This is a genomic window from Saccharothrix sabaoui (assembly GCF_051756985.1).
Lineage (GTDB): Bacteria > Actinomycetota > Actinomycetes > Mycobacteriales > Pseudonocardiaceae > Actinosynnema.
In genome coordinates this window covers 52,055-76,999 of record NZ_JBPKJK010000012.1, presented here as the reverse complement: position 1 = coordinate 76,999, position 24,945 = coordinate 52,055, and the positions used below count along the sequence as shown (strand labels likewise).

The window sequence follows — 24,945 nt, the reverse complement described above, 5'->3', positions numbered from 1 at the left end:
TATGCCCGCGGGCGCTGATCCGCAGCGCTGTGACACAGGTCTCGAAACGATCAGTGCTCGCTTTGCGACGACGAGGTGAGAGATTCGATCTTCAGGGGGATTCCGGGTGCGAAACCTGATCGGCCGCGTCGCGGCCGTGCTCGTGGCGGCGGCCGCGGTGACGACGACGGGCGGCATCGCCCAGGGCCAGGGGGGCACCGTCACCATCGAGGGCCTGGTGTGGTTCGACCGGGACGCGAACGGCCGGTTCGACGAGGGCGAGCAGCCCCTGTCCAACGGCCGCGCGGTCCGCGTCTTCGAGCACGACACCAAGGCGTTCATCGGCGAGTACGGCACCGACGCGAACGGCCGCTACCGGGTCGAGGGCCTGCCCGACGTCAAGCTCGCGATCTACAACCCCAACACCGACCGCTACGAGGCGACCACCGACGCCCAGTTCTTCGGGTCCGGCAGCCGCACGCTCGACTTCGGCATCCGCGGCGGCACCGTCGAGGTCTCCACGTTCATCGACGCCGACCAGGACGGCACCCGCCAGACGTGGGAGCGCGAGGTCGAGGGCGGCGAGCCCATCAGGCTGATCTTCGACCGCGTGGACCGGCCCGCGCCGGTGCGCGGCGCGGACAACGTGCTGGTGTTCCACGACCTGCCGTTCGGCGAGCACCTGCTCCTCGCGCCCGAGCAGCGCCCGTTCTTCGAGCTGGCCCCCGTGCTGACCGAGCGCGACGTGGACCCGGCCACCTACCGCAAGGCGTTCCACGTCGACCCCGGCACGACGACGCGCGTCGACGTCCGGTACGTGCGGCCGGACAGCGACTGGTCGGTGGGCGCGGCGCGGCTGGAGCCCGCGAAGGACGTCTACCAGGTCGGCGACGAGGTGGAGTTCGTCGTGTCGGTGACCTCGGGCGCCGTGCAGGACCAGACGTCGGTCTTCATGTTCAAGGACCCGGGCGAGCTGCTCTCGCTGAGCGACAACCTGGTCGACGCGGGCGCGGGCGAGTTCGTGATGGCCGCCCCGGTCGAGCCGAACACCACCAGTGAGTTCCGGTTGCGGTACCGGGTGACCGACCTGGAGGTCGAGCAGCTGCACCTGTTCGTCGACCTCATCTCGCGGCGGTCCCTGCCCGACCCGGACAGCAAGGACAACCACGCGTTCCTGCCGATCGAGGTCGTGGAGCGCACCACCACGACCCCGCCCGCCGAACCGACCACGACCGCGCCGGCGAACCCGACCGACCCGGTGGCGCCCACGACGACCACCACGGCCGCCGCGGTGGCGCAGACCGGTCCCGGCGGCGGGTTGGCGGGCACGGGCGCCGCGCCGTTCGCGCTCCTCGTGGCCGGTGCCCTGCTGGTGGGCGGCGGTTCGCTGGCCCTCCTGGCGGCGCGCCGCCGCCGTCGCGCCTGACCCGTTCGGCCGACCGCCACCGCTAACCTGCGGCAGCATGGGCATTCTCGTGCACGTGCTGCTGACGGCGGTGGCGGTCTGGGTCGCCACGGTCATCCCGGGCATCGACCTGGACGCGGGCGCGCCGACGCCCGTCAAGATCGTCACGCTGATCGGCGTGGCACTGCTGTTCGGCCTGGTCAACGCGGTGGTCAAGCCGCTGGTGAAGTTCTTCGGCTGCCTGTTCTACGTGGTCACGCTCGGCCTGTTCGGCCTGGTCGTGAACGCCCTGCTGTTCTGGCTCACCGGGTGGCTGGCGGGGGAGCTGCGCCTGCCGTTCGAGGTGAGCGGCTTCTGGCCCGCGTTCTTCGGCGCGATCATCGTGGCCCTGGTCGGCTGGGTGCTGAACCTGGTCTACGACCGCGTCACCGACCGCGACTGAACGACCCGGACCGAACGACCCGGACCGAACGACCCCGACCGGGCGAACAGGACCGGCAGGACGCCGAACGCCCCCCTCCGCCTGGTGCGGAGGGGGGCGTTCGGCCGTGCACGGGGCGGACCTAGTTGGTCGCGGCCTTGTCCTCGTCCGGCAGCGGGGTGCCGGTGGACGTCTCGTCCGTCGGCACGTCCTGCGCCTCGCGGTCCTGGCCGCGCCGCACGGCGGTCAGCAGCAGCTGCGCCACGTCGACGACCTCGACGTGCGGCGCGGCGACGCCCTCGTTCTGGCGGGCCGTCACGCCGTCGGTGAGCATCACGCGGCAGAACGGGCAGCCGGTGGCGATCTTCGACGGCGCGGTGCCGAGCGCCTCGTCCACGCGGTCGACGTTGATCCGCTTGCCGATGCGCTCCTCCATCCACATGCGGGCGCCGCCGGCGCCGCAGCACATGGACCGGTCGCCGTGCCGCGGCATCTCGCGCAGCGTGGCCCCGGACGCGCCGACCAGCTCGCGCGGCGCCTCGTAGACCTTGTTGTGGCGACCCAGGTAGCAGGGGTCGTGGTAGGTGACGTCCTCGGCGATCTCGGCCACCGGCACCAGCCGCCGCTCGCGCACCAGGCGGTTGAGCAGCTGCGTGTGGTGCACGACCTCGTACTGGCCGCCGACCTGCGGGTACTCGTTGGCCAGGGTGTTGAAGCAGTGCGCGCAGGTCACGACGATCTTGCGCTGGCCGGGGTCGCGGCCGTCGAACACGGTGTTGAGCACCTCGACGTTCTGCTGCGCCAGCATCTGGAACAGGAACTCGTTGCCCGCGCGCCGCGCCGGGTCACCGGAGCAGGACTCCTCCGGGCCGAGCACGGTGTACTTGACGCCCGCGGTGTGCAGCAGCTCGGCCACGGCCCGCGTGGTCTTCTTCGCCCGGTCCTCGAACGCGCCCGCGCAGCCGACCCAGAACAGGTACTCGGTGTCGCCCAGCTCGCCGTCGAACACCGGCACCTCGAAGTCCAGGCCCTCGGTCCACGCGAGGCGGTCCTTGGAGTTCTGGCCCCACGGGTTGCCCTTGTTCTCCAGGTTCTTGAACATGCCGCCCAGCTCGGACGGGAAGTTCGACTCGATCAGCACCTGGTAGCGGCGCATGTCGACGATGTGGTCGACGTGCTCGATGTCCACCGGGCACTGCTCGACGCACGCGCCGCACGTGGTGCAGGACCACAGCACCTCGGGGTCGATGACGCCCATCTCGTCCACGCCGCCGATGAGCGGGCGCTCGGACTCGGCCATGGCCAGGACGTCGATGGACTCCAGGCGCTTCTTGTAGTCCTCGTACTTGTCCTCGGTGATGCCGACCTCGTCGCCCGCCATGTCCTTGCTGCCGCCGGCGAGCAGGTAGGGGGCCTTGGCGAACGCGTGGTCGCGCAGCTGGGTGATGACGAGCTTCGGGGACAGCGGCTTGCCGGTGTTCCACGCGGGGCACTGGGACTGGCAGCGACCGCACTCGGTGCAGGTGCTGAAGTCCAGCCAGCCCTTCCAGGAGAAGTCCTCGACCTTGCCGACGCCGAACACGTCCTTGTCGGGGTCGGCCTCCTCCAGGTCGAGGACCTGGCCGCCGCTCATCATCGGCTTGAGCGCGCCCAGGGCGACGCCGCCGTCGTCCTCGCGCTTGAAGTAGATGTTGAAGAAGGCGCTGAACCGGTGCCACGCGACGCCCATGGTGAGGTTCTTGGCCACCACGACCAGCCACACCATCGCGGACAGCAGCTTGATGATCGCCATGACCGAGACCCAGTCGGGGTTCGACGGCAGGACGGTCGACAGCGGCGCGGTGACGAAGGACGACCACAGCGGCGGGTCCTCCAGGCCGGCGGCCTGCTTGAACGCCTTCACGCCGAGGATGCCGAGGCCCTCGATGATCACGACCGCCTCGACGAAGTAGGCGGACTTGAAGCTGGAGCCCGCGAACCGGGACAGCCGGTCGGCGCGGCGCGGGTGGTTGAGCTGGCGGATGACCGCGAGGGCCACGCCGCCGACGACCGTGCCGAGGCCGAGCAGCTCGATCAGCAGGGCCCACGCGGACCACGTGCCGATGACCGGCCAGTGGAAGCCGGGGTAGAAGACCTCGCCGTACGCCTCGAACAGCACGACGGACCCGATGAGGAAGCCCCACATCACCATCCAGTGCCAGGGGGCGACCTTGCGGAACTTGGCCATCCGGGTGTGCGCGGCGAACTCCACGACCAGCGTCTTGAGGCGCGGCCAGAACGGGCCGTTGCGCGTCGCGTCCGGCTGGCCGAGGCGGATGATCCGGATCATCCGCATCACACCGGCGACGAACAGACCCCAGGCGTACACGCTGACGGCGACGCCGATGGCGCCGAGGGTGAGCTGGAGGGCTCCCATTGTGGTGGCGGCCTTTCTCGTCCGTGCTCCTGGCTGGGCAGCCTACGCCCGATTACTGACCGGTAACCACTTGGACGTGTGCGATCACATAGAGCGGCTACACTTCTGGAACACTTGTTCAACTTGTCGTGAGGGGACTCCTGTGCTGGTCTACGCGGCCCTCGCGGTGGCGATCGTCGGTGAGGTCGTCGCCACGGTGTCCCTCAAGCTGTCCGAGGGGTTCTCCAAGCCGATTCCCTCGATCGTGGTGGTCGTGGGGTACCTGGTGGCGTTCACCGCGCTCGCCAAGACCCTTCAGATGGGCCTGCCGATCGGCGTGGCGTACGCGATCTGGTGCGCGTTCGGCATCGCCGCGGTGGCCACGGTCGGCGCCGTGCTGTTCAAGGAGCCGATGAACGCGACCGTGGTGGTGGGCCTGCTGCTGGTGATCGCCGGGGTCGTCGCCATCGAGCTGGGCAGCGCCGGCGGGCGCGGGTGACGGGCGCGACCGGCGGGTAGTGGGTGGCGGCGGTGGCTGACGGGCGGCGGGCGCGCGGCGACCGGCGGCGGCGCGCCCTGCTGGAGGCGACGCTGCGGGTCGTCGAGCGGGACGGCGTGGCGGGCGTGAGCCACCGCTCCGTGGCGCGCGAGGCGGGTGTGCCCGCGACCTCGGCGACCTACTACTACGCGACCCTCGACGACCTGCTGGTCGCGACGCTGACCTGGTCGGCGGAGGAGATGGCGGCGAGCTTCCGCGCCCTGGCGCCGACCCCGGCGGCGGTCGCCGGGTTCCTGGCCGACGCCGTGGGCCCGCACCGCGGCCGCACGATGGCCGAGTACGAGCTGTACCTGCTGGCCGCGCGGCGGCCGGAGCTGCGCGCCGCGGCGCGCCGGTGGCTCGACCTGGTCGCCGAGGCGGTCGGCCCGTCGATCGGCGCGGCGGGCCCGGTGGCGGTGCGGGCGCTGCTCGCGGGCCTCGACGGGCTGCTGATCCAGGGCCTGATCGCGGAAATCCCCCCAATGGCGCACGAGTTCGAGCCCGTCGTGTCCCTTCTGATGCCCGCCGGATGACCTTCGCGCGGGACACTGGGTGGCATGGGGTTCCCCAGGCGTGAGTCGTGGCAGGTGTCGCACGGGACCAGTCGCGCGGTCACCACCGCCCTGTTCGTGCGCGACACCCTGGCCCTCTCCGTCGACACCGTGCCCGAGCTGCCGGGCCTCGACCCGTCCGTGCCCGTCGTCGTCCCGGCGGGCGTCGACCGCGCCGCGGCGGTCGACGAGTGGTTGGGCTGGTGGGCCGACGTCCTCGACCACGTGCGCGCCGAGGCGTCGTCCCCGGCGCCGACCGACCCGGGGAGCCAGTCCCTGCGCGTCCGGCCCGCCCTGCGCGCCGCCGTGCTCGCCCTCGGCGAGGCGGCCGACGACTACGCCCGCCACCACGCCACCACGCGCGGCGCGCTGCCCATCGGCGAGGTGGTCCGCGGCGTGGAGAACCGGCTGGGCCGCTACGTCCGCCCGTTCCGGCTGGTCGTCACCGAGGTGCCCGTGCAGGGCATGGTGTGGGAGCGGATGACCGACGCGCACGTCATCGCCTCGCAGCGCTTCCTCGGCGACCCGGCCCGCGCCGCGCCCGCCCTGCGCGCCGTCGTGGAGGCCCTGGCCTGACCGGGCCGGGGGTAGGGACAACCCCCGCACGCCCTCGGGGGTCTCCCCGGTGTGGCGGCCCCCCGCGCCGCCCTAGCGTGGTCACGACGAACGGGTGATGTCTGAGGGGGCAGTCGTGGTCAAGCGGATCGCGTGGTTCGCGGTCGTGGCGGTGGCGGCGGTCGTGCCGCTCACGTCCTGCGTGCGGCTCGTGCAGGAGGGCTTCGACGACCGGCACGCGGTGACGGGGCGGGTCGCCGAGATCAGGGTGCAGAACGGGTCGGGCAACGTGGTCGTCCGCAGCGGCACGGGGGCGACGTCCACCGACGTCCGGCGGCAGGTGCGGTACCCGAAGTCGTCGGACCGGCCGAGCGGCGAGTCGCACCGGCTGGAGGGGGACGTCCTGGTGCTCGACGGCTGCGGCAACCCGTGCTCGGTCGACTACGAGGTCGTCGTCCCGTCCGCCGACGTCCGGGTCACCGGCGAGGTGGGCTCCGGCGACGTGCGCCTGGAGGGCGTGGCCTCGGTCGAGGTCGTGGTCGACTCCGGCAACGCCGTGCTCCGCGACGTCAGCGGCGCGGTGCGGGTGGAGAACGGTTCCGGCGACGTCGAGGCGGCCTCGGTCGGCGGCGCCTTCAGCGGCCGGGTCGACTCCGGCAACGCCCGGCTGTCCGGGATGCGCGGCGCGGTGACCGTCGAGAACGGCTCCGGCGACGTGGACGTGGAGATGGCCGTCGCGGCGCCCGTGCACGCCTCCGCGAGCAGCGGCAACGTGCTGGTCCGCGTGCCGGAGGGGGCGTACCGGGTGGACGCGGTGGCGGACAGCGGGGACCGGGTCGTCGACGTGCGCGAGGACGCCGGCGCCGCCGTCGAGCTGGTGCTGCGCAGCGACAGCGGCAACGTGGCGGTCCGCACGAGGTAGTCGCGGTCAGCGAGGAGCAGCGGTGGTCGGCGACGGCCCCGGCCCCGGTCGACACCGGTCGGCCGGGGCCGTCCGGCGTCCGGGGTGGCGCGGATCACGTCCCGCCGGGAACACCCCGGAGGCCCCGGTCGTTGGACAGGCAGGAAGGTTGAGCCGACTGGACTCAAGTCCGGAAGACCTGGCAAACTTGAGCCGGGACCGCTCAACGCGGGGCTCTCACAGACGCACTACCAGGAGGAATCCAAATGGCGCGAGCGGTCGGCATCGACCTGGGGACGACCAACTCCGTCGTCGCGGTTCTCGAGGGTGGCGAGCCGACGGTGATCGCCAACTCCGAGGGCTCGCGGACGACCCCGTCCATCGTGGCCTTCGCCAAGAACGGCGAGGTGCTCACCGGTCAGCCCGCCAAGAACCAGGCGGTGACCAACGTCGACCGGACGATCCGGTCCGTGAAGCGGCACATCGGCACGGACTGGAAGACCGCCGACGTCGACGGCAAGCAGTACACCCCGCAGGAGATCAGCGCGCGCGTGCTGATGAAGCTCAAGCGCGACGCCGAGGCGTACCTGGGCGAGGAGATCACCGACGCGGTGATCACCGTCCCCGCCTACTTCGAGGACTCGCAGCGCCAGGCCACCAAGGAGGCCGGCCAGATCGCGGGCCTCAACGTCCTGCGCATCGTCAACGAGCCCACCTCCGCCGCCCTGGCCTACGGCCTCGACAAGGGCGAGAAGGAGCAGACCATCCTGGTCTTCGACCTCGGTGGCGGCACGTTCGACGTCTCGCTGCTGGAGCTCGGCGACGGCGTCGTCGAGGTCCGCGCGACCTCCGGTGACAACCACCTCGGCGGCGACGACTGGGACCAGCGCATCGTCGACTGGCTGGTCGACCGGTTCAAGCAGAGCAACGGCATCGACCTGACCAAGGACAAGATGGCGCTGCAGCGCATCCGCGAAGCCGCGGAGAAGGCGAAGATCGAGCTGTCCAGCTCGAACAACGCCTCCATCAACCTGCCCTACATCACGGTCGACTCGGACAAGAACCCGCTGTTCATGGACGAGACGCTGTCCCGCGCCGAGTTCCAGCGGATCACCAACGACCTGCTGGAGCGCACCCGCGCCCCGTTCAACAACGTGATCAAGGACGCCGGCATCAGCGTCGGCGACATCGACCACGTCGTGCTCGTCGGCGGCTCGACCCGCATGCCCGCCGTGGCCGAGCTGGTCAAGGAGCTGACCGGTGGCCGCGAGCCCAACAAGGGCGTCAACCCGGACGAGGTCGTCGCCGTCGGCGCGGCCCTCCAGGCCGGCGTGCTGAAGGGCGAGGTCAAGGACGTCCTGCTGCTCGACGTCACCCCGCTGTCCCTGGGCATCGAGACCAAGGGCGGCGTGATGACCAAGCTCATCGAGCGCAACACGACCATCCCCACCAAGCGCTCCGAGATCTTCACGACGGCCGACGACAACCAGCCGTCCGTGCAGATCCAGGTCTTCCAGGGCGAGCGCGACTTCGCGGCCGACAACAAGAAGCTCGGCATGTTCGAGCTGACCGGCCTGCCGCCCGCGCCCCGCGGCGTCCCGCAGATCGAGGTCACCTTCGACATCGACGCGAACGGCATCGTGCACGTGTCCGCCAAGGACATGGGCACGGGCAAGGAGCAGCGGATGACGATCACCGGCGGCTCCGCGCTGCCGAAGGACGACATCGAGCAGATGATCAAGGACGCCGAGGCGCACGCCGAGGAGGACAAGCGCCGCCGCGAGGAGGCCGAGGTCCGCAACCAGGCCGAGACGCTCGTCTACCAGACGGAGAAGGTCCTCAAGGAGAACGAGGACAAGATCCCCGCCGAGGTCAAGGAGAAGGTCGAGGCCGCCCTCGCCGAGACCACCGAGGCCCTCAAGGGCGAGGACATCGCCAAGGTCCGCACCGCGGTGGAGAAGCTCGCCACCGAGTCGCAGGCCATCGGCCAGTCCCTGTACGCCAACACCGCGCCCACCGCCGACGCCGCGGGCGCCGCGGGTGGCCAGTCCACCGCGGGTGACGCCCCCAAGGCCGACGACGTGGTCGACGCGGAGATCGTGGACGAGGACGAGAAGAAGTGACCCAGTCCGAGGAGCAGCCCCGAGTGGTCGTGAACGACCGCCGGCGCGTCGACCCCGACACCGGTGAGGTGCGCGTCCAGGCGGACGGCGCCGCGGCCGAGGCCCCGGCGAACGGGGGTGGCCGCCACGCCGCCCCCGAGGACGCCCCGGCGTCCGGCACGCTGGACGTCGAGGACGCCCCGACCTCCGGGACCACCCCCGAGGTGGCCCCGGAGGCCCCCGCCGAGGCCGTGTCCGACGTGACGCCCGACGCGGCGCCCGAGGTGGCCGACGACCCGTCCGTCGCGCTGAAGGCCCAGCTCGACGAGCGGACCGCCGACCTCCAGCGGCTCACCGCCGAGTACGCCAACTACCGCAAGCGCGTCGAGCGCGACCGCGAGGCGGTCGTGGCCAACGCCAAGGCGCAGGTGGCCGGCGAACTCCTCGGCGTGCTCGACGACATCGAGCGGGCCGGCGCGCACGGCGACCTCACCGGCGCGTTCAAGGCGGTGGCCGACAAGCTCGTCAACGCCCTGCACGCCACCGGCCTGGAGCCGTTCGGGCACGACGGCGAGGAGTTCGACCCGTCCGTCCACGAGGCCGTGCAGCACAGCACGTCACCCGACGTCAGCGGACCCACCGTGACCGCCGTGCTCCGGCGCGGCTACCGCTTCGGCGAGCGCGTGCTCCGGCCCGCGCTGGTCGCGGTGACCGACCACGAGCCCGCGGCCGCACCGGCCGCGGACGACCAGCAGGACTAGGAAAGGGGGCGGCGTCCGATGAGCGCTAGGGACTGGATCGAGAAGGACTTCTACCGCGAACTGGGCGTCTCCTCCGACGCCTCGGCCGACGAGATCAAGAAGGCGTACCGGAAGTTGGCGCGGGAGCTCCACCCCGACGCCAACCCCGGTGACGCCAAGGCCGAGGCGCGCTTCAAGGCCGTCTCCGAGGCGTACGGCGTGCTGTCCGACGCCGCGAAGCGCAAGCAGTACGACGAAGCCCGCCGCCTCTTCGCCGGGGGCGGCGGGTTCCCCGGCGGCTTCGGCACCGGTGGCGGCGGCGGGTTCGACGTCGGCGACCTGTTCAACCGGCAGCAGCAGGCCGGCGGCATGGGCGGCGGCCTCGGCGACCTCCTCGGCGGGCTGTTCAACCGCCGGGGCGGCGGCACCGCGTCCGCCACCCGCCCCCGGCGCGGCGAGGACGTCGAGACCGACGTGCGCATCGACTTCACCGAGGCCGTGCGCGGCGCCACCGTCCCCATGCGGCTCGCCAGCCCCGCCACCTGCGGCACCTGCACCGGGTCCGGCGCCCGCCCCGGCACGTCCCCCCGCACCTGCACCAACTGCGGCGGCGCCGGCCTCGTCACCCGCAGCCAGGGCGCGTTCGCGTTCAGCGAGCCGTGCGCCGACTGCCGCGGCACCGGCCGGCTCATCGACGACCCGTGCCCCGAGTGCGGCGGCGACGGCGTCAGCACCAAGACCCGCACCCTCACCATCCGCATCCCCGCCGGCGTCGACGACGGGCAGCGCATCCGCCTCGCCGGCCAGGGCGAACCCGGCCGCAACAACGGCCCGGCGGGCGACCTGTTCGTGCGCGTCCACGTGACGCCGCACCCCGTCTTCGGCCGCACCGGCAACGACCTGACCCTCACCACGCCCGTCACGTTCCCCGAACTGGCGCTCGGCACCACGTTGACCGTGCCCACGCTCGACGGCAAGGTGACGTTGAAGGTCCCCGCCGGCACGGCGAGCGGGCGCGTGCTGCGGGCCAAGGGCAAGGGCATCGCCCGGCGCGACGGGCAGGTCGGCGACCTGCTCATCACGCTCCAGGTGGCCGTGCCCAACAACATGGACGCCGACGCCCGCGAAGCACTGGAGAACTACGCCTCGGCCACCGCTCAGCACGACCCGCGCGCCGAGCTCAACGCCCTGTTGGAGAAGAGGTCGGTGTGAGCTTCCCGTTCCCGCCCGGCACCGACGAGGACACGCCGTTCTTCGTCATCTCCGTGGCCGCCCAGCTGTCGGGCCTGCACGCCCAGACCCTGCGCGCCTACGACCGCATGGGCCTGGTCTCCCCGGGCCGCACGTCGGGCGGCGGCAGGCGGTACTCGATGCGCGACATCGTGCTGCTGCGCGAGGTGCAGCGCCTGTCCCAGGAGGAAGGCGTCAACCTGGCGGGCGTCAAGCGCATCATCGAGCTGGAGAACGAGGTCGGCGCCCTGCGGACGAGGGTGCAGGAGCTGACCGAGGAGCTGGCGCAGGCCTTGGCGGCGGCCGAGCACGCGGCGGCCTCGGTGCACGCGTCGTACCGGCGCGACCTCGTGCCGGTGCGGCACGAGACGGCCCTGGTGGTCTGGAAGCCGGCGAAGAAGCGCTGATCAGACCGGGGGCGGCGACACGATCGGGTGATCATCGGCCCTGAGGTGTACGTAAACGGGGGTCCGGCCACTCGGTTGCACATGAGGAACCCCGCGACGCACCACCCGACCATCCCCACCCACCGCCGGCCCACCCCGGTCAGCCACCCCAGCCGGCCATCCCCGGCCCGTGATCTTCAGCCCGGCCGATCCCAGCCCGGCCGATCCCAGCCCGGCCGATCCCAGCCCGGCCGATCCCAGCCCGGCCGATCCCAGCCCGGCCGATCCCAGCCCGGCCGATCCCAGCCCGGCCGATCCCAGCCCGGCCGCTCGCACCCGCTGACCGCCGCTGCCGCCCAGGCCCCGCCGCCTGTGCGCCGCTGCTCGCGGCTGTTCGCCTGCGCGCCGCTCCTCGCCTGCTCGCGGCTGTTCGCCCGTGCCGCCAGGGCCAAGGCCGTCGCCAGGGCCGGGGGCGTAGTCGGGGCGGAGCCGAGGACGGGAGCGGTCAGTCCAGCGTGAACGGGTCGTACTTGATCCGGTCCAGCGGCGTCCCGGCGACCAGCATCCGCGACACGGTGGCGCGGATCATCGACGGCGACCCGCACACCAGCACGTCGCGGTCCTGCCACGTCCCGTACCGCGTGACCACGTCGGCCAGCGTGCCCTGCTCCACGCCCCGCGCGCCCGGGTCCGACTCCAGCACCGGCACGACGGTCAGCCACGGGTTGGTCATCGCGAACCGCTGGAGGTTGTCCAGGTCGTACAGGTCCTCGCGGGTCCGGCCGCCCATGAACAGGTGCACGCGCGGGTTCTCGCCCCACTTGGCCATCTCGTCGATGATCGCGTGCATCGGCGCCACGCCCGTGCCGCCGGCGACCATGAGCACGTCGCGCCCGGACTTCCGGTCGACCGACAGCCGGCCCATGGGCGGGCCGATGCGCCAGACGTCGCCGGGCTGCGTGTGCCCGACGATCGACCGGCTGACCCAGCCGCCCTCGACCGAGCGGATGTGGAACTCGATGATGCCGTCGTCGCGCGGCGCGTTGGCCGGTGTGAAGTAGCGCCACAGGCGGGCGCGCTGGGGCGTCTCCACGCTCACGTACTGGCCGGCGCGGTAGTTCACCGGGTGGTCCGGTTGCAGCCGCACGACGGCCAGGTCCCAGCTCACCCGCTGGTGCTCCAGCACGGTGGCGTGCCAGTACGCGGGGCCGTCGTCGGCCGCGGCGGCCTCCTGCATGGCGCGCGCCATGATCGTGTACGCCTCGGCCCAGGCCATCTCGACCTGCGGCGTCCACGCGGGCCCGGCGAACTTCTTCACCGCCGCCAGCAGCGCCGTGCCGACCGACTCGTAGTGCACGTTGACGACACCGAACTTGCGGTGGTCACGGCCGAGCTGGCGCAGGAACGGGATCAGGTCGTCCGGGCGGTCCACCATCTGCACGACGTGGACGAGCGCGCGCAGCAACCGGCTCCGCTGGACCTCCATGTTCGCGGGGAACATCTCGCGGGTCGCGGGCGCCAGGCTGAAGAGCATGCCGTAGAAGAACTTCGCGACCTCTTCCTGGCGCGGCTCCACCACCGCGAAGCTCTCCCGGATCATCCGCACCATCGCGGTGACGCCAGGAGGAGGTTCTCGGTGCGGAGGGCTCGGGATGGGGCTCAACACAGCGTTCGCAGTCATGGTCCGGGCGCAGTCTCCACGTTTCCAGCGGCGCCAGCAAGGCGCTACCTCGTCAAGCTTCCATCCCCGACGAGGGGACCCTAACCCGTCAACTGGCTGGTTGACTCCTTGATGCCACCTTCGAGTGCAGTGCGATTACCGAGGGTCGCGAGTCGTTCCGACCAACGGGTGGTCATTCCCCATCACTTATACCGAAACAGGGCTTCTTGGCCTACTCCCCCGGCCATGTTCGGCACGAAGAGTCCGATGGGACCCGGGCGGGTGACCGGGCGCGACCCCCACCGAGGAGCCGCGCGCCGCAGGGGCCGGAGGCGTCACCTCACCGGACGAACGCGACCCGCACTGGTGCGGTCCCGCACCGCGCCTGTGGATTCCCACCTGCGGATTGTGGACAACTCGCGTCACCGTGTGGACAACCGCGTGCGACATCCGGGTGACGTGCTCAGCCCTGTTCCTCACGCTCGGCCGCACTCCGCTCCACGCAGAACTCGTTGCCCTCCGGGTCCGCCAGCACGACCCACCCCGTCCCGTCGGGACGGCGTCGGTCGTCCACGAGTGTCGCACCCGCGCGCAGCAGCCGCTCGACCTCGGCGTCGCGGGGGATGTCGGGCTGGAGGTCGAGGTGCAGCCTGTTCTTGACGGTCTTCCCCTCCGGCACCTGGATGAACAGCAGTCCCGGCCCGGACGGCAGCTCGACCAGCGCCTCCGGGTCGCCCGGCTGGTCGTCGTCGCCGACGGGCCGCCCGGTCACGACGCTCCAGAACTCCGCCAGCGCGTACGCGTCCCGGCAGTCGACGGTGATGTGGTGCACGAGAGAGGTCATGCGGAGATCCTCACGCCCGCGCGTGGTCGGCGCACCGGAGTTTCGCCCGACGGGCCGAGGAGCCCGGAGTCGACGAGCCGGCGAACAGGCGAACAGGCGAGCCGACGTGGCCCACGTCACGTGCTTCGGCTAGGTTGAGCGGAACAGGCTCAACTTTTCTGACGTTGAGCAGGACGAGAGCCGGCGCGGACCGCCGGCCCGCGCGCACGAACACCCGACCGAGGTGAGGAATGGACGCTTTCAACCCGACCACGAAGACCCAGCAGGCCGTGTCCGCCGCCGTGCAGGCGGCGACCGTCGGGGGCAACCCGGACGTCACCTCCACCCACCTCCTCGCCGCCCTCCTGGCCCAGGGCGACGGCCTCGCCGCGCCGCTGCTGTCCGCGGTCGGCGCGGACCCGGACCAGGTGCGCAAGGAGCTGGAGCAGCTCTCCCGGGCGCTGCCCTCGGCCAGCGGCTCGTCGGTCTCCGCGCCGCAGCTCTCGCGCGACGCCGTCCGCGTCCTGGGCAAGGCCCAGGAGCTGGCCACCGGGATGGGCGACGAGTACGTCTCGACCGAGCACCTGCTGGTGGGCCTGGCCCACCACGGCGGCCAGGTGGCCGACCTGCTCAAGCGGCACGGCGCGACCCCCGACGCGCTGCGCGAGGCGTTCACCAGGGTGCGCGGCTCGGCGCGGGTCACCAGCCCCGACCCGGAGACCACCTACCAGGCGCTGGAGAAGTACGGCGTCGACCTGACCGAGCGCGCCCGCAAGGGCGAGCTGGACCCGGTCATCGGCCGCGACGCCGAGATCCGCCGGGTCGTGCAGGTGCTGTCCCGGCGCACCAAGAACAACCCCGTCCTGATCGGCGAGCCCGGCGTCGGCAAGACCGCCATCGTCGAGGGCCTGGCGCAGCGCGTCGTGGCGGGCGACGTGCCCGAGTCCCTCAAGGGCAAGCGCGTGGTGGCGCTCGACCTGGGCGCGATGGTCGCCGGCGCGAAGTACCGCGGCGAGTTCGAGGAGCGGCTGAAGGCCGTCCTGAAGGAGATCACCGACTCCGCGGGCCGGGTCATCACGTTCATCGACGAACTTCACACGATCGTGGGAGCCGGCGCGGGCGGCGACTCCGCCATGGACGCGGGCAACATGATCAAGCCGATGCTGGCGCGCGGCGAGCTGCGGATGGTCGGCGCGACCACCCTGGACGAGTACCGCGAGCGCATCGAGAAGGACCCGGCCCTGGAGCGCCGCTTCCAGCAGGTCTTCGTCGGCGAACCGTCCGTCGAGGACACCGTGGGCATCCTGCGCGGCCTGAAGGAGCGCTACGAGGTGCACCACGGCGTGCGCATCACCGACGCCGCCCTGGTCGCCGCCGCCACCCTGTCCGACCGCTACATCACCGCCCGCTTCCTGCCCGACAAGGCGATCGACCTGGTCGACGAGTCGGCGTCGCGGCTGCGCATGGAGATCGACTCCCGCCCGGTCGAGATCGACGAGGTCGAGCGCGCGGTCCGGCGGCTGGAGATCGAGGAGATGGCGCTGGCCAAGGAGTCGGACGCGGCCTCGGTCGAACGCCTCGCCGCGCTGCGCGCCGAGCTGGCCGAGAAGCGCGAGGCCCTGGCCGGCCTCACCGCCCGCTGGCAGAACGAGAAGGGCTCGATCGAGAAGGTCCGCGACCTCAAGGAGCAGCTGGAGCAGCTGCGCGGCGAGTCCGAGCGGGCCGAGCGCGACGGCGACCTCGGTCGGGCCGCGGAGCTGCGCTACGGCCGCATCCCGGCCCTGGAGAAGGAGCTGGAGGAGGCCACCCGCACCACGCAGGACGCCGCCGTGATGCTCAAGGAGGAGGTCGGCCCGGACGACGTGGCCGACGTGGTCTCCGCCTGGACCGGCATCCCGGCCGGCCGGCTGCTGGAGGGCGAGACGGCGAAGCTGCTGCGCATGGAGGACGAGCTGGCCAAGCGCGTCGTCGGCCAGGGCGAGGCGGTGCGGGTCGTGTCGGACGCGGTGCGCCGCACTCGCGCGGGCGTCGCCGACCCCGACCGCCCGACCGGCAGCTTCCTGTTCCTCGGCCCCACCGGCGTCGGCAAGACCGAGCTGGCCAAGGCGCTCGCCGAGTTCCTGTTCGACGACGAGCGGGCGATGATCCGCATCGACATGAGCGAGTACTCCGAGAAGCACTCGGTGGCCCGGCTCGTCGGCGCGCCCCCCGGCTACGTCGGCTACGACCAGGGCGGGCAGCTCACCGAGTCCGTCCGGCGCCGCCCGTACAGCGTGGTGCTCCTCGACGAGGTGGAAAAAGCTCACCCGGACGTGTTCGACGTGCTGCTCCAGGTGCTCGACGACGGCCGCCTCACCGACGGCCAGGGCCGCACGGTCGACTTCCGCAACACCATCCTGGTGCTGACCTCGAACCTCGGTTCGCAGGTCATCGCGGACGCCAACCTCGACGAGCGGCAGCGCGAGGACGCGGTGATGGGCGTCGTCCGCACCCACTTCAAGCCCGAGTTCCTGAACCGGCTCGACGACGTCGTGGTGTTCCACTCGCTGGCCACCGAGGAGCTGACCTCCATCGTGGACATCCAGGTCGAGCGCCTCGCGCGGCGCCTGGGCCAGCGCAGGCTGACCCTGGAGGTCACCCCGTCGGCCCGCGACTGGCTCGCGCTGAACGGCTTCGACCCGGTGTACGGCGCGCGCCCGCTGCGGCGGCTCGTGCAGTCGTCGATCGGTGACCAGCTGGCCAAGGAACTGCTGGCCGGCGAGGTGCGCGACGGCGACGTGGTCAGGGTCGACGTGGTCGACGACCAGTCCGGCCTGATCGTCGGGCGCGGCTAGCGGCGTCCCCCGGCGTTCCCCCGGCGTTCCCCCGGCGTTCCCCCGGCGTTCCCCCGGCGTTCCCCCGGCACCCGGCGTCCCACCCCCCGGTGGGGTGCCGGGTGCCGCCTTCCGGGTAACAGCTTGATCCGTTTGCGCGTGCCGCGCCGCCGGTGATCTTCGCTCCGGCGGCGGGTCCCGCTACTCTCGCACCCGTGGGCATACCGGCGTGGGTCTGGTTCACCGTCGCCGCGGTCGCGGGCGTCGCGGGGTTCGCCCTGCTCGCCACCGACCGGGCGCAACGAACCGCGCGTAACCGCGAGCGTCGCAGATGGGCGGCGCTGCGCGGCTGGCAGTTCGAGGAGACCGACCACGTGCTGCCCACCCGGTGGGAGAGCGGCGCGATCGCGTACTACGGCGCGGGCGTCGCCAAGGACGTGGTGGCGGGGTCGACCTTCACCGCCGACGGTCGCCGCCAGGTCTACGTGCTCGACCACGAGACCGGCGGCAAGATCAACTCGGTGCTGGTCGGCGTGCGCTGCCGGCGTGCGCTGCCGGTGGTCGTGGAGCTGTGGCTGCCCAGCGTGCCGTTCCAGCGCGACCAGATGCCCGACCTGCTCGGACCGGTCGGCTCGCGGTACGCGTTCGTGAGCGAGCTGCCCGCCGCGCGCAAGCTCATCACCCCCGACCTGGTGGACGCCGCCGAGGAGATCGGCGCCGACGTCACCGTCGTGTGGCTGGAGAACGACTGGGTGCTGGCCGCCGCGCCGCCCGGCTCGACCCCGGCCCGCATCGAGCGGCTGCTGCGCGACCTCGGCGAGCTGGCCGACGTGGTCGACCCGTTCGACGCCGAGGACGACCCCGGCGCCGAGATCCACCGACCGCAGTTCGGGGGGAAGCAGTGACGCCACCGACCGCCCTGGTCACGGGCGCGTCCTCGGGCATCGGGGCCGCGTTCGCGCGCCGCCTCGCCGCCGAGGGGCACGACCTGGTGCTCGTCGCCCGCGACGAGGCGAGGCTGGAGCGCGCCGCGGCCGAGCTGCGCGCCGCGCACGGCGTGGCCGTGCGGGTGCTGCCCGCCGACCTCGCCACCGAGGAGGGCCGCGCCGCCGTGGCCGACCACCTCGCCGCGCACGAGGTGGACCTGCTGGTCAACAACGCGGGGTTCGCGCTGTCCGCCGAGTTCGTGGACGCCGACCCGGCCGCGCTGGAGTCCCAGTTGGACGTCAACGTGCGCAGCGTGCTGCGGCTGACCAGGGCCGCGCTGCCCGGCATGGTGGCGCGCGGCCGGGGTTCGGTGGTCAACGTGTCCAGCGTGGCCGGTTTCCTGCCGGGGCGCGGCACCACCTACAGCGCCGACAAGGCGTGGGTGACGTCGTTCTCCGAGGGCATGGGCATGGCCACCGCGGGCACGGGCGTGCGCGTGATGGCGCTGTGCCCCGGCTTCGTGCGCACCGAGTTCCACCAGCGGGCGCGGATCGACATGTCGAAGACGCCCGACCTGCTCTACGTGGACGTCGAGCGGCTCGTGCACGACGCCCTCGCCGACCTGCGGGCCGGCCGGCAGCTGTCCATCCCGGGTGCCCAGTACAAGGCCATCACCCTGTTCGCCCGCCTCGTCCCGCGCCCGCTGCTGCGCCGGATCGCGTCGCGCGTGGCGGGCGGCCGGGGGCGCACCTAGATCGCGTGGAACCCGGGCGGCGCGCCGCTCGTCGGACCCCCTGAGGTGGAACAGGGAGGACCGTCCGTGGGTGAACAGTTCAGGGTGGAGCCGGCAGAGCTCCGCGGGTACGGCGAGTTGCTGACCCGCAACGCGCAGCACTTCCTGGCGATCAAGGAGCACGCGATCGCCAAGGGGGGCGACACCTCCGGCTTCACCGGGCTGCTCTCGCTGCTCCAGCCGGTCGTCACCGGCGTCGCCGCCCTGTACGGGGAGACGCTCGACCTCGCGAACCAGAGGATGGTCAAGGAGGCCGAGGGGCTGACCGCGGCGGCCGACGTGTACCAGCGGGGCGAGGAGATGGCGATGAGCTACCTCGACCGCGTGCTGGAGCGGCTGGCCGAGGTCTCGCCCGTGCCCGCGCTGGGCGGTGACGGCGAATGACCGCGTACGCCGATGTCGAGGACCCGTCGGTCGCGCTCAACGCGGCGGCGGAGGACCGGCCCGGTCGCCAGTCCACCAGGGAGCTGATCGAGAAGGCCGGCTGGAAGATCCAGGGCGTCAACTGGATCTACGAGAAGGTCACCGGCGAGAACCTCGTCGAGTCGCTGATCAACCCGCTGCTGGGCGACTTCGAGAAGATCGACGCGAACGCCAACGCGTGGGACCGGGTCGCCAAGGCGCTGGACTCGGTGCGGCACAACGTGGGCGAGGGCGCCAAGCAGCTCGGCCCGCACTGGGAGGGCGACGCCGCGCAGGCGTTCGAGACCCGGATGGGCACCGTGTGGGTCGTCGCCATCGAGGCCGACTCGCAGGTCGCGCGGATCATCGGCAACCAGTTCCAGTCGACCGCGAAGACCTGCCGGACCGCGTGCGGGCTGGCGCTGACGCTGCTCGACATGCTCGTCGGCAAGCTCATGGAAGCCGCGATGACGGCGTGGATCCCCGTCGTCGGCTGGGGCCGCGCGGTGTGGATGGTCTACGACGCGATCCAGATCGTGGACGCCATCCGCAAGATCATCATCTCCATCCAGACGCTGATCGAGGGCGTCAAGGGCATGGTCGACGGCATCGTCGCCATGGGCACCGCGCTGGCCAAGCTCAAGGACGTGCGCGACGTCAACGACCTGCTCGACGTGGTCGACGGCTACCAGGACGGCAGGCAGAAGTACGACGACGGCGTGGCCGCCGCCAAGTCCGGCGCCATCGGCGTCGCCATGGGCGGCTACTCGCTCGGCAAGGCGGGCACCGCGGCGCACGGCCGCTACCAGCAACCGCCGCCCTCGGCACCGGCCCCGGTGCCGGCGGAGTCGGGCGCCGGGGGTGGTGGGCAGTGACGTTCCCCTACGACAGGGCCCGCCTCGACGGGCTGGTCGCCGACGTGGAGGCGCGGATCGCCGACGTCGAGCGGACGGCGCGGCAGGCGAGCCAGGTGCGGATGCGCTCGCGCGGCCTGGGCCAGGCCGACTTCGCGGAGATCTCCCGGTTCGCGAACGGCCCGGGGGCGCCGCGCGAGCTGAAGGAGCTGGCCCGGCGCGTGGACGCGGGCGAACTGTCCTGGGAGGACATCGCCTCGGGCCGCGCGGTGGACGACGACGGCGTGCAGCGGGCGTTGCAGGCCGGCGTCCCCGACCTCCAGCGCGCCTACACCGCGATCCGGGAGGGCGACGACCCCGAGGACGTGGTGTCGGCCGGGTCGCCGCGGCCGGGCGGGCGCGGCGACGACGACGAGCCGCGCGGGTTCACCGAGGACGCCTGGTAGGACCTGAGGGTGCGCCGACCTGCCGTTCGGTCAGAACGGCAGGTCGATCGGGCCCCCACCGGCGTGGTTCGTGCCCACGCCGCGCACCACGTCGTGGGCGACCGCGGCGGCGATGGCCAGCGAGCGCACCGGTTCCGGGGTGCCCGGCCGGAGGCGGACGGTGTCGCGGCGGACCCTGCGGCCCTCGCGCTCGGTGATCTGGCGGGTCGTGAAACCGGCCACCTCGCCGAGCGACGCCAGGCGGTTGCCGTTCGCGTCGTAGAGCCCCGCCGCGCCCCGACCCTCGTTGCGGACCGTGCCGACGAGCGCGCCCGCCGGGGTGAGGACCTGCACCGGGGGGCGGCCGACGCCCTTGACGACGCGCAGCACCGGCTGCCCGCGGTCGGCCAGGACCAGGTCGAACCCCGTGCGGCCGGAGAAACCGGTGGCGCGGACCAGCCTGCGCAGCGGCCCGGGGCCCCGGCGCTCGGCCACGGTCGCCAGCGGCGTCCCCCGCTCGTCGCGGACGTCCATCCGGAAGCGGGTGCGCAGGAACAGGCTGCGCGCCGTCCACGGTTGTTCCAGGAACAGCGTGTGGGTGCCGGGAAGGGTCACGGTGTGCCAGCGTACGGCCCGGTGTGACAGTCTTGGGACCCGTGCGAACTGAAGTGGTTCTGGACCCCGCGGCCAAGGCCGAGCTGGCGCGGCTGGTGAGCGAGTTGGCCGTCGTGCGCGGCAAGGTCACGCTGTCCTCCGGCAAGGAGGCCGACTACTACGTCGACCTGCGCCGGGCGACCCTCCACCACGCCGCCGCGCCGCTGGTCGGCCGGCTGCTGCGGCAGCTCACCGCCGACTGGGACTACGTCGCCGCGGGCGGCCTCACGCTGGGCGCGGACCCGGTGGCCACCGCGATGATGCACGCGGCGGTGGCGTCCGGCGAGGTGCTGGACGCGTTCGTCGTGCGCAAGTCCGCCAAGCAGCACGGGATGCAGCGGCAGATCGAGGGCGTCGAGGTCGCCGGCCGGCGCGTGCTCGCCGTCGAGGACACCTCCACCACCGGGGGCAGCGTGCTCACCGCCGTGGAGGCGCTCAAGGAGCACGGCGCGACCGTCGTCGGCGTGGCCACCGTCGTGGACCGCGGCACGGGCGCGCGCGAGGTCGTCGAGGCCGCGGGCCTGCCGTACCGGTACCTGCTGGACCTCGCGGACCTGGGCCTGGCCTGACATGACCGCCCTGGTCCTGCTCCTGGTGATCGTGGCGATCCTCGGTGCCGGGGTCGCCGTCGGGCTGTCGCGCCGGAAGCGGAACCCGTTCGCGGACCAGGGGTTCGTGACCGGGTGGGAGCAGCGGATGCGGGCGCTGGAGGCGTCCCTCGGGTGGCGGTTCGTCGCCGAGGACCAGGGCTTCCAGGAACGCGTCCCGCAGATCGGCCGGATGCTGGAGGCCGACCGGAGCCGGGTGAAGTTCCAGCTCGTCGGCCACTGGCGCGGCGTGCCGGTGCTGGCGGTCGAGGTCGTGCTGCGGACGGACAACGTCGTCACGTCCGAGTACCGCACCTACTCGGTCGTCGTCGTGCCGCGCCCCATGCCCGGTCCGTGGGTGCTGATCAGCCCGCGCGAGGACGGCGTGTGGGGCCTGTTCGAGCAGTTCGTGCCGTCCGGCGACCCGAACTTCGACGCCCGGTACGAGGTGCGCCGCCGCAACCCGGCGTTCGCGGGCGCGCTGCTCGCCTCGGGCCTGCCCCAGGCCCTGCTCCGGGACCCGCGCGCGCAGGGCGTCGCCATCGCGTTCGACGAGCACGCCCTGGCCGCCGCCGTGCCCGCGCCGCTGCTCCAGGCCCCGTTGGGCCACTTGGCGGACCTGCTGCTGGACCTGGCGGGCAACGTGCCGTGGCAGGCCCTGCCGCGAGGCTGAAGACCGTTCGCATTTGGCGCGCGCGTGATCGCCGACGGGCCTACCCTGGGTTCAGGGAGGAGGTCGCTATGGTCGCGCGCGCGTCAGCCGAGTTGGTCATGGTGGTGCACTTCGGGGTCCTGCTCTTCCTCGTCGTCGGCGGGTTCCTCGCCTGGCGCTGGCCGAGGCTGCTGTACTTCCACCTGGCGATGGCCACGTGGGGCCTGCTGGTCGTGCTGTTCCCCCTCGCCTGCCCCCTGACCTGGCTGGAGAACACCTTCCGCACGGCCGCCGGCCAGGAGCCGCTCGTCAGCGGCTTCATCGACACCTACATCGACGGCGTGCTGTACCCCGACGCGGCGGCCCGCCCGGTGCAGGTGCTGGTGGCGCTCGCGGTGATCACGTCGTGGGTCGGGTACTACCTGAAGCGACGCGCTGGACAAACCTCGTCGGCGCGCACGCCGGAGGCGTGTCGCTGAACCGGCTCAGCGGCCCGTTCGGCTGTTGGACCTACTTCGACCGCTCCGCTCCCCTCCCCGTTCTACGCTGACCGGGAGGCGATCGGTGTGAAATGGTTCACGCGCAGGAGAACCGCTTGGCGGTTAGACCTCTACTCGAATCTCCTGGCCCATTACTGCGGGCTTGTCGAACAAGGGATGGGGGCCAATTGGCGCGTCATCACGTGGGACCAGGAAGTGCGGGTGGCCGAGAACGGTGACGTGAGGCAGCGGCTGCTCTTCACCATCTCGGCGGAGTGCGACAGGCTCGACTTCGTCAGCTTCCACGACGCCGTGGACTGGGACTGGCCCGCGAAGCACCGGGATCGGGTCAGGATCGAGGTGCGATCACCGGAGGTCGACGGTGTCGGTGGTGCGAGGCTCGACGTGACGCACCGCCGGTCGGGCGACCGGAGGCTCAGGTCGTTCATCCACTTCGACCGCCCGCTCACGCGTGGCGAGGAGTTCACCGCGGTCGTCGAGGTGTTCTGGCCCGCGATGTGCCTGCCGTTCGTCCTCGGGCACGGACCCGACCGGTTCACCTCGTCGTTCGGCGAGACCGCGCGGCTCGTGAGCCACCGGGTCCTGGTGCCGAAGAAGTGGGCGGTGAAGTTCGAGCACGTCGGTGTGCTGCCCGGGCGGGACGATTACGCGTTGACCGTTTCCCACAACGCGCGAAATCAGGTCGAGGCCTCGCTGACGGTGCGCGACGTGCCCGGTTACCGGAAGGTCGGGTTGAAGTTCGACACGGCCCGGACGCCGGCCTGACTACGATCTCCGGGTGTCGCGAGTCGTCCTCGAAGGTTTTCACGCGGTCAAGCACGCCGTCCGGTTCGGCGCGACCGTCGAGCGGCTGGTCGCGCTCGACCGGGACGCCGCCGTCGCGCTGGCCCGCTCGCACGCGCCCGACCTGGTGGACGTGTTCGAACGGGCCGAGGTGGTGGACGTCGCCGGGTTCCAGCGGGTCGTGGGGCGGACCCACCCGACCGGGGTGGGGGCGGTGGCGGTGCGGCCCGCGGCGGAGGGGGTTCGGCCGGGCGCGCCGGTCGTGCTGCTGGACAACCCGCGCAACCTCGGCAACCTGGGCGCGGTCGTGCGGGTGGCGGCCGGGTTCGGGGCGGGGGGCGTGTGGTCCACCGGGGACGTCGACCCCTGGCACCCGACGGTGGTGCGGGCGGCGGCCGGGCTGCACTTCGCGGTGCCCGTGGCGCGGGTGGACCGGGTCGGGGAGATCGGCGGGACGGTGGTCGCGTTCGACGCCGGCGGCGTGGACGTGCGGGGTTTCCGGGTGCCCGACGACGCCGTGCTGGCGTTCGGGTCCGAGCGGCACGGGTTGTCGGCGGCGGTGAGGGAGCGGGCGGACGTCGTGGTGTCGCTGCCGATGCGGCCGGGCGTGTCCAGCTACAACCTGACCACCAGCGTGGCCATGGCGCTCTACCACTGGGAGCTGTTCCGGCCGGGCCCGTGACCGGCCGGGCCCGTGACCGGTTGGGCCCGTGACCGGTTGGACGGATGATCAGTTGGACCCGTGATCAGTTGAACCCGTGATCGGCGGGCACCCTGGTGGGGTGAGCACACCGAAGACCCACACCGCGCGGGCGGGGGCGGCCGAGCGGGCCGTCGTGTCGCGGCACGTCCGCCGGCTCTGGGGGCTGCCGGGCACGGCCCTGGGGCTGGCGCACTGGCCCGCCGACCCGCCGGACCGCGCGCACGTCCGGTTCGGCTACTGGTGGCAGGCGCACCTGCTGGACTGCCTGCTCGACGCCCAGCTGCGCGCGCCGCGCGGTGACCGGGAGGAGCTGGTCGAGCGGCTGGTGCGCGGCATCCGGCTGCGCAACCTGGGCCGCTGGGTCAACGACTACTACGACGACGTCGCGTGGCTGGGGCTCGCGCTCCAGCGGGCCGGGCGGGAGGGCCGGGTGTCGCGGCCGGGGGCGGTGGGGGTCATCGCGCGCCGGCTGCGGGACGCGTGGACCGACGACGCCGGCGGCGGGATCTGGTGGAAGACGGACGACGACTTCAAGAACGTGCCCGCGAACGGCCCGGCCGCGATCTTCCTCGCCCGCCTCGGCGAGCGCGGGCGGGCGCGGTCCATCGTGGACTGGGTCGAGGGCAGCCTGCGCGACGAGGGCACCGGCCTGCTGTGGGACGGCCTGCACGTCCACCCGGACGGCACGGTCCGCGAGGTCGAGCACAACCTCTACACCTACTGCCAGGGCGTCGTGCTGGGCGCGTGCGTCGAGCTCGGCGGCGAGCACGACGACGTGGCGGCGCGGATCGTCGACGCGGTCGGCGACCACCTCGCGGCGGACGGCGTGCTGCGCGGGCACGGCGGGGGCGACGGCGGGCTGTTCACCGGCATCCTCACCCGCTACCTGGCGCAGGCGGCGCTGCGGCTGCGCCGTCCCCAGGCGGCCCGCGCGGCCGACCTCGTGCTCCGGTCCGCGGAGGCGGTGTGGGCGAACCGGGCCGTCGTGGAGGGCGGGCCGCTGTTCGGTCCGGAGTGGTCGGAGCCCGCCGGCCGGCCGGCGGGCGGTGCTCCGGAGCGCGACCTGTCCGTGCAGCTGGGCGGGTGGATGGCGCTGGAGGCCGCGGCCCTGCTGGAGCGCGACGGCCGGTGAGCCGGGCGTGCGGTGAGCCGGGTGCCGGGGGCCC

26 protein-coding genes are annotated in these 24,945 nt (G+C 72.6%); 22 read left to right on the top strand and 4 right to left on the bottom strand.

What is annotated here, in order from left to right:
• Nucleotides 1–106 precede the first annotated feature (106 nt).
• Nucleotides 107–1,405 (top strand): hypothetical protein, encoded by a 1,299-nt coding sequence (locus tag ACR807_RS06105; protein WP_438920215.1) that lies wholly within the window; start codon nucleotides 107–109, stop codon nucleotides 1,403–1,405.
• A gap of 37 nt (nucleotides 1,406–1,442) precedes the next feature.
• Nucleotides 1,443–1,826 carry a phage holin family protein gene (locus tag ACR807_RS06100; RefSeq protein WP_438920214.1) on the top strand — a complete coding sequence of 128 codons (384 nt, stop codon included), beginning with the start codon at nucleotides 1,443–1,445 and terminating at the stop codon, nucleotides 1,824–1,826.
• Nucleotides 1,827–1,947: 121 nt separating this feature from the next.
• Here the strand turns inward: ACR807_RS06100 and ACR807_RS06095 are convergent, their stop codons facing one another.
• Nucleotides 1,948–4,221 (bottom strand): (Fe-S)-binding protein, encoded by a 2,274-nt coding sequence (locus ACR807_RS06095; protein WP_438920213.1) that lies wholly within the window; start codon nucleotides 4,219–4,221, stop codon nucleotides 1,948–1,950.
• A 145-nt stretch (nucleotides 4,222–4,366) separates the two neighbouring features.
• Between ACR807_RS06095 and ACR807_RS06090 the strand changes: the two genes are divergently transcribed.
• The 8 genes from ACR807_RS06090 to ACR807_RS06055 all read left to right on the top strand — a co-directional run bounded on the left by ACR807_RS06090 (nucleotide 4,367) and on the right by ACR807_RS06055 (nucleotide 11,224).
• Nucleotides 4,367–4,699 (top strand): DMT family transporter, encoded by a 333-nt coding sequence (locus ACR807_RS06090; RefSeq protein WP_438920233.1) that lies wholly within the window; start codon nucleotides 4,367–4,369, stop codon nucleotides 4,697–4,699.
• A 23-nt stretch (nucleotides 4,700–4,722) separates the two neighbouring features.
• Nucleotides 4,723–5,271, top strand: coding sequence for a TetR/AcrR family transcriptional regulator (locus tag ACR807_RS06085; protein WP_438920212.1), 549 nt, complete (start codon nucleotides 4,723–4,725; stop codon nucleotides 5,269–5,271).
• A gap of 24 nt (nucleotides 5,272–5,295) precedes the next feature.
• Complete coding sequence (locus tag ACR807_RS06080; protein WP_438920211.1) at nucleotides 5,296–5,865, top strand: hypothetical protein; 570 nt, start codon at nucleotides 5,296–5,298, stop codon at nucleotides 5,863–5,865.
• Nucleotides 5,866–5,962: 97 nt separating this feature from the next.
• Nucleotides 5,963–6,766 (top strand): DUF4097 family beta strand repeat-containing protein, encoded by an 804-nt coding sequence (locus tag ACR807_RS06075; RefSeq protein WP_438920210.1) that lies wholly within the window; start codon nucleotides 5,963–5,965, stop codon nucleotides 6,764–6,766.
• Between the two features lie 245 nt (nucleotides 6,767–7,011).
• The gene (dnaK, locus tag ACR807_RS06070; RefSeq protein WP_438920209.1) at nucleotides 7,012–8,868 is read left to right on the top strand and encodes a molecular chaperone DnaK; all 1,857 of its coding nucleotides are present in this window, start codon (nucleotides 7,012–7,014) and stop codon (nucleotides 8,866–8,868) included.
• Nucleotides 8,865–9,608 carry a nucleotide exchange factor GrpE gene (gene grpE, locus ACR807_RS06065; RefSeq protein ID WP_438920208.1) on the top strand — a complete coding sequence of 248 codons (744 nt, stop codon included), beginning with the start codon at nucleotides 8,865–8,867 and terminating at the stop codon, nucleotides 9,606–9,608. Before dnaK ends, grpE begins: the two co-directional genes overlap by 4 nt.
• Nucleotides 9,609–9,626: 18 nt before the next feature.
• Entirely contained in the window at nucleotides 9,627–10,799 is a 1,173-nt protein-coding gene (gene dnaJ / locus ACR807_RS06060; protein ID WP_438920207.1) for a molecular chaperone DnaJ, read from the top strand.
• Nucleotides 10,796–11,224, top strand: a complete 429-nt coding sequence (locus ACR807_RS06055; protein ID WP_438920206.1) for a heat shock protein transcriptional repressor HspR — start codon at nucleotides 10,796–10,798, stop codon at nucleotides 11,222–11,224. Before dnaJ ends, ACR807_RS06055 begins: the two co-directional genes overlap by 4 nt.
• 484 nt (nucleotides 11,225–11,708) lie before the next feature.
• Here ACR807_RS06055 and ACR807_RS06050 read toward each other — a convergent pair whose 3' ends face one another.
• Both ACR807_RS06050 and ACR807_RS06045 read right to left on the bottom strand, forming a co-directional pair.
• Nucleotides 11,709–12,812 carry an FAD-binding oxidoreductase gene (locus ACR807_RS06050; RefSeq protein ID WP_438920205.1) on the bottom strand — a complete coding sequence of 368 codons (1,104 nt, stop codon included), beginning with the start codon at nucleotides 12,810–12,812 and terminating at the stop codon, nucleotides 11,709–11,711.
• Nucleotides 12,813–13,326: 514 nt separating this feature from the next.
• Complete coding sequence (locus tag ACR807_RS06045; protein ID WP_438920204.1) at nucleotides 13,327–13,707, bottom strand: VOC family protein; 381 nt, start codon at nucleotides 13,705–13,707, stop codon at nucleotides 13,327–13,329.
• Between the two features lie 230 nt (nucleotides 13,708–13,937).
• On the opposite strand from ACR807_RS06045, the gene clpB reads away from it, so the two are divergent.
• From clpB to ACR807_RS06015, 6 genes are all read left to right on the top strand, one after another.
• Nucleotides 13,938–16,520 carry an ATP-dependent chaperone ClpB gene (clpB, locus tag ACR807_RS06040; RefSeq protein WP_438920203.1) on the top strand — a complete coding sequence of 861 codons (2,583 nt, stop codon included), beginning with the start codon at nucleotides 13,938–13,940 and terminating at the stop codon, nucleotides 16,518–16,520.
• Between the two features lie 194 nt (nucleotides 16,521–16,714).
• Complete coding sequence (locus tag ACR807_RS06035; RefSeq protein WP_438920202.1) at nucleotides 16,715–17,404, top strand: TtfA family protein; 690 nt, start codon at nucleotides 16,715–16,717, stop codon at nucleotides 17,402–17,404.
• Nucleotides 17,401–18,180, top strand: a complete 780-nt coding sequence (locus ACR807_RS06030; RefSeq protein ID WP_438920201.1) for an SDR family NAD(P)-dependent oxidoreductase — start codon at nucleotides 17,401–17,403, stop codon at nucleotides 18,178–18,180. Before ACR807_RS06035 ends, ACR807_RS06030 begins: the two co-directional genes overlap by 4 nt.
• 66 nt (nucleotides 18,181–18,246) lie before the next feature.
• Nucleotides 18,247–18,603: a hypothetical protein gene (locus ACR807_RS06025; RefSeq protein ID WP_438920200.1), complete on the top strand. Its 357-nt coding sequence runs from the start codon at nucleotides 18,247–18,249 to the stop codon at nucleotides 18,601–18,603.
• Nucleotides 18,600–19,496 carry a WXG100 family type VII secretion target gene (locus ACR807_RS06020; RefSeq protein ID WP_438920199.1) on the top strand — a complete coding sequence of 299 codons (897 nt, stop codon included), beginning with the start codon at nucleotides 18,600–18,602 and terminating at the stop codon, nucleotides 19,494–19,496. The genes ACR807_RS06025 and ACR807_RS06020 overlap by 4 nt, the downstream gene beginning before the upstream one ends.
• Complete coding sequence (locus tag ACR807_RS06015) at nucleotides 19,493–19,921, top strand: hypothetical protein (protein WP_438920198.1); 429 nt, start codon at nucleotides 19,493–19,495, stop codon at nucleotides 19,919–19,921. Before ACR807_RS06020 ends, ACR807_RS06015 begins: the two co-directional genes overlap by 4 nt.
• Before the next feature lie 30 nt (nucleotides 19,922–19,951).
• Here ACR807_RS06015 and ACR807_RS06010 read toward each other — a convergent pair whose 3' ends face one another.
• Complete coding sequence (locus ACR807_RS06010) at nucleotides 19,952–20,515, bottom strand: hypothetical protein (protein WP_438920197.1); 564 nt, start codon at nucleotides 20,513–20,515, stop codon at nucleotides 19,952–19,954.
• A 53-nt stretch (nucleotides 20,516–20,568) separates the two neighbouring features.
• On the opposite strand from ACR807_RS06010, the gene pyrE reads away from it, so the two are divergent.
• From pyrE to ACR807_RS05980, 6 genes are all read left to right on the top strand, one after another.
• On the top strand, nucleotides 20,569–21,123 hold the full coding sequence (gene pyrE / locus ACR807_RS06005; RefSeq protein ID WP_438920232.1) for an orotate phosphoribosyltransferase: 555 nt from the start codon (nucleotides 20,569–20,571) through the stop codon (nucleotides 21,121–21,123).
• 1 nt (nucleotide 21,124) lies between these two features.
• Nucleotides 21,125–21,814 (top strand): hypothetical protein, encoded by a 690-nt coding sequence (locus ACR807_RS06000; RefSeq protein WP_438920196.1) that lies wholly within the window; start codon nucleotides 21,125–21,127, stop codon nucleotides 21,812–21,814.
• Nucleotides 21,815–21,882: 68 nt separating this feature from the next.
• Nucleotides 21,883–22,272: a DUF2784 domain-containing protein gene (locus ACR807_RS05995; protein WP_438920195.1), complete on the top strand. Its 390-nt coding sequence runs from the start codon at nucleotides 21,883–21,885 to the stop codon at nucleotides 22,270–22,272.
• A 222-nt stretch (nucleotides 22,273–22,494) separates the two neighbouring features.
• On the top strand, nucleotides 22,495–23,058 hold the full coding sequence (locus tag ACR807_RS05990; protein ID WP_438920194.1) for a hypothetical protein: 564 nt from the start codon (nucleotides 22,495–22,497) through the stop codon (nucleotides 23,056–23,058).
• Between the two features lie 13 nt (nucleotides 23,059–23,071).
• Nucleotides 23,072–23,758 (top strand): TrmH family RNA methyltransferase, encoded by a 687-nt coding sequence (locus ACR807_RS05985; protein WP_438920193.1) that lies wholly within the window; start codon nucleotides 23,072–23,074, stop codon nucleotides 23,756–23,758.
• A gap of 100 nt (nucleotides 23,759–23,858) precedes the next feature.
• Nucleotides 23,859–24,911: a glycoside hydrolase family 76 protein gene (locus tag ACR807_RS05980; RefSeq protein ID WP_438920192.1), complete on the top strand. Its 1,053-nt coding sequence runs from the start codon at nucleotides 23,859–23,861 to the stop codon at nucleotides 24,909–24,911.
• Nucleotides 24,912–24,945: the final 34 nt, after the last annotated feature.

Bases quoted from the DNA above. Each gene is read 5' to 3' on its own strand.
- ACR807_RS06095 (WP_438920213.1), bottom strand. From the start codon at position 4,221: ATGGGAGCCCTCCAGCTCACCCTCGGCGCCATCGGCGTCGCCGTCAGC.
- dnaJ (WP_438920207.1), top strand. From the start codon at position 9,627: ATGAGCGCTAGGGACTGGATCGAGAAGGACTTCTACCGCGAACTGGGC.
- ACR807_RS06000 (WP_438920196.1), top strand. From the start codon at position 21,125: ATGACCGCCCTGGTCCTGCTCCTGGTGATCGTGGCGATCCTCGGTGCC.
- ACR807_RS06080 (WP_438920211.1), top strand. From the start codon at position 5,296: ATGGGGTTCCCCAGGCGTGAGTCGTGGCAGGTGTCGCACGGGACCAGT.
- ACR807_RS06075 (WP_438920210.1), top strand. From the start codon at position 5,963: ATGTCTGAGGGGGCAGTCGTGGTCAAGCGGATCGCGTGGTTCGCGGTC.
- ACR807_RS06020 (WP_438920199.1), top strand. From the start codon at position 18,600: ATGACCGCGTACGCCGATGTCGAGGACCCGTCGGTCGCGCTCAACGCG.
- ACR807_RS05995 (WP_438920195.1), top strand. From the start codon at position 21,883: ATGGTCGCGCGCGCGTCAGCCGAGTTGGTCATGGTGGTGCACTTCGGG.
- dnaK (WP_438920209.1), top strand. From the start codon at position 7,012: ATGGCGCGAGCGGTCGGCATCGACCTGGGGACGACCAACTCCGTCGTC.
- clpB (WP_438920203.1), top strand. From the start codon at position 13,938: ATGGACGCTTTCAACCCGACCACGAAGACCCAGCAGGCCGTGTCCGCC.
- ACR807_RS06100 (WP_438920214.1), top strand. From the start codon at position 1,443: ATGGGCATTCTCGTGCACGTGCTGCTGACGGCGGTGGCGGTCTGGGTC.
- ACR807_RS06050 (WP_438920205.1), bottom strand. From the start codon at position 12,812: ATGGTGCGGATGATCCGGGAGAGCTTCGCGGTGGTGGAGCCGCGCCAG.
- ACR807_RS06045 (WP_438920204.1), bottom strand. From the start codon at position 13,707: ATGACCTCTCTCGTGCACCACATCACCGTCGACTGCCGGGACGCGTAC.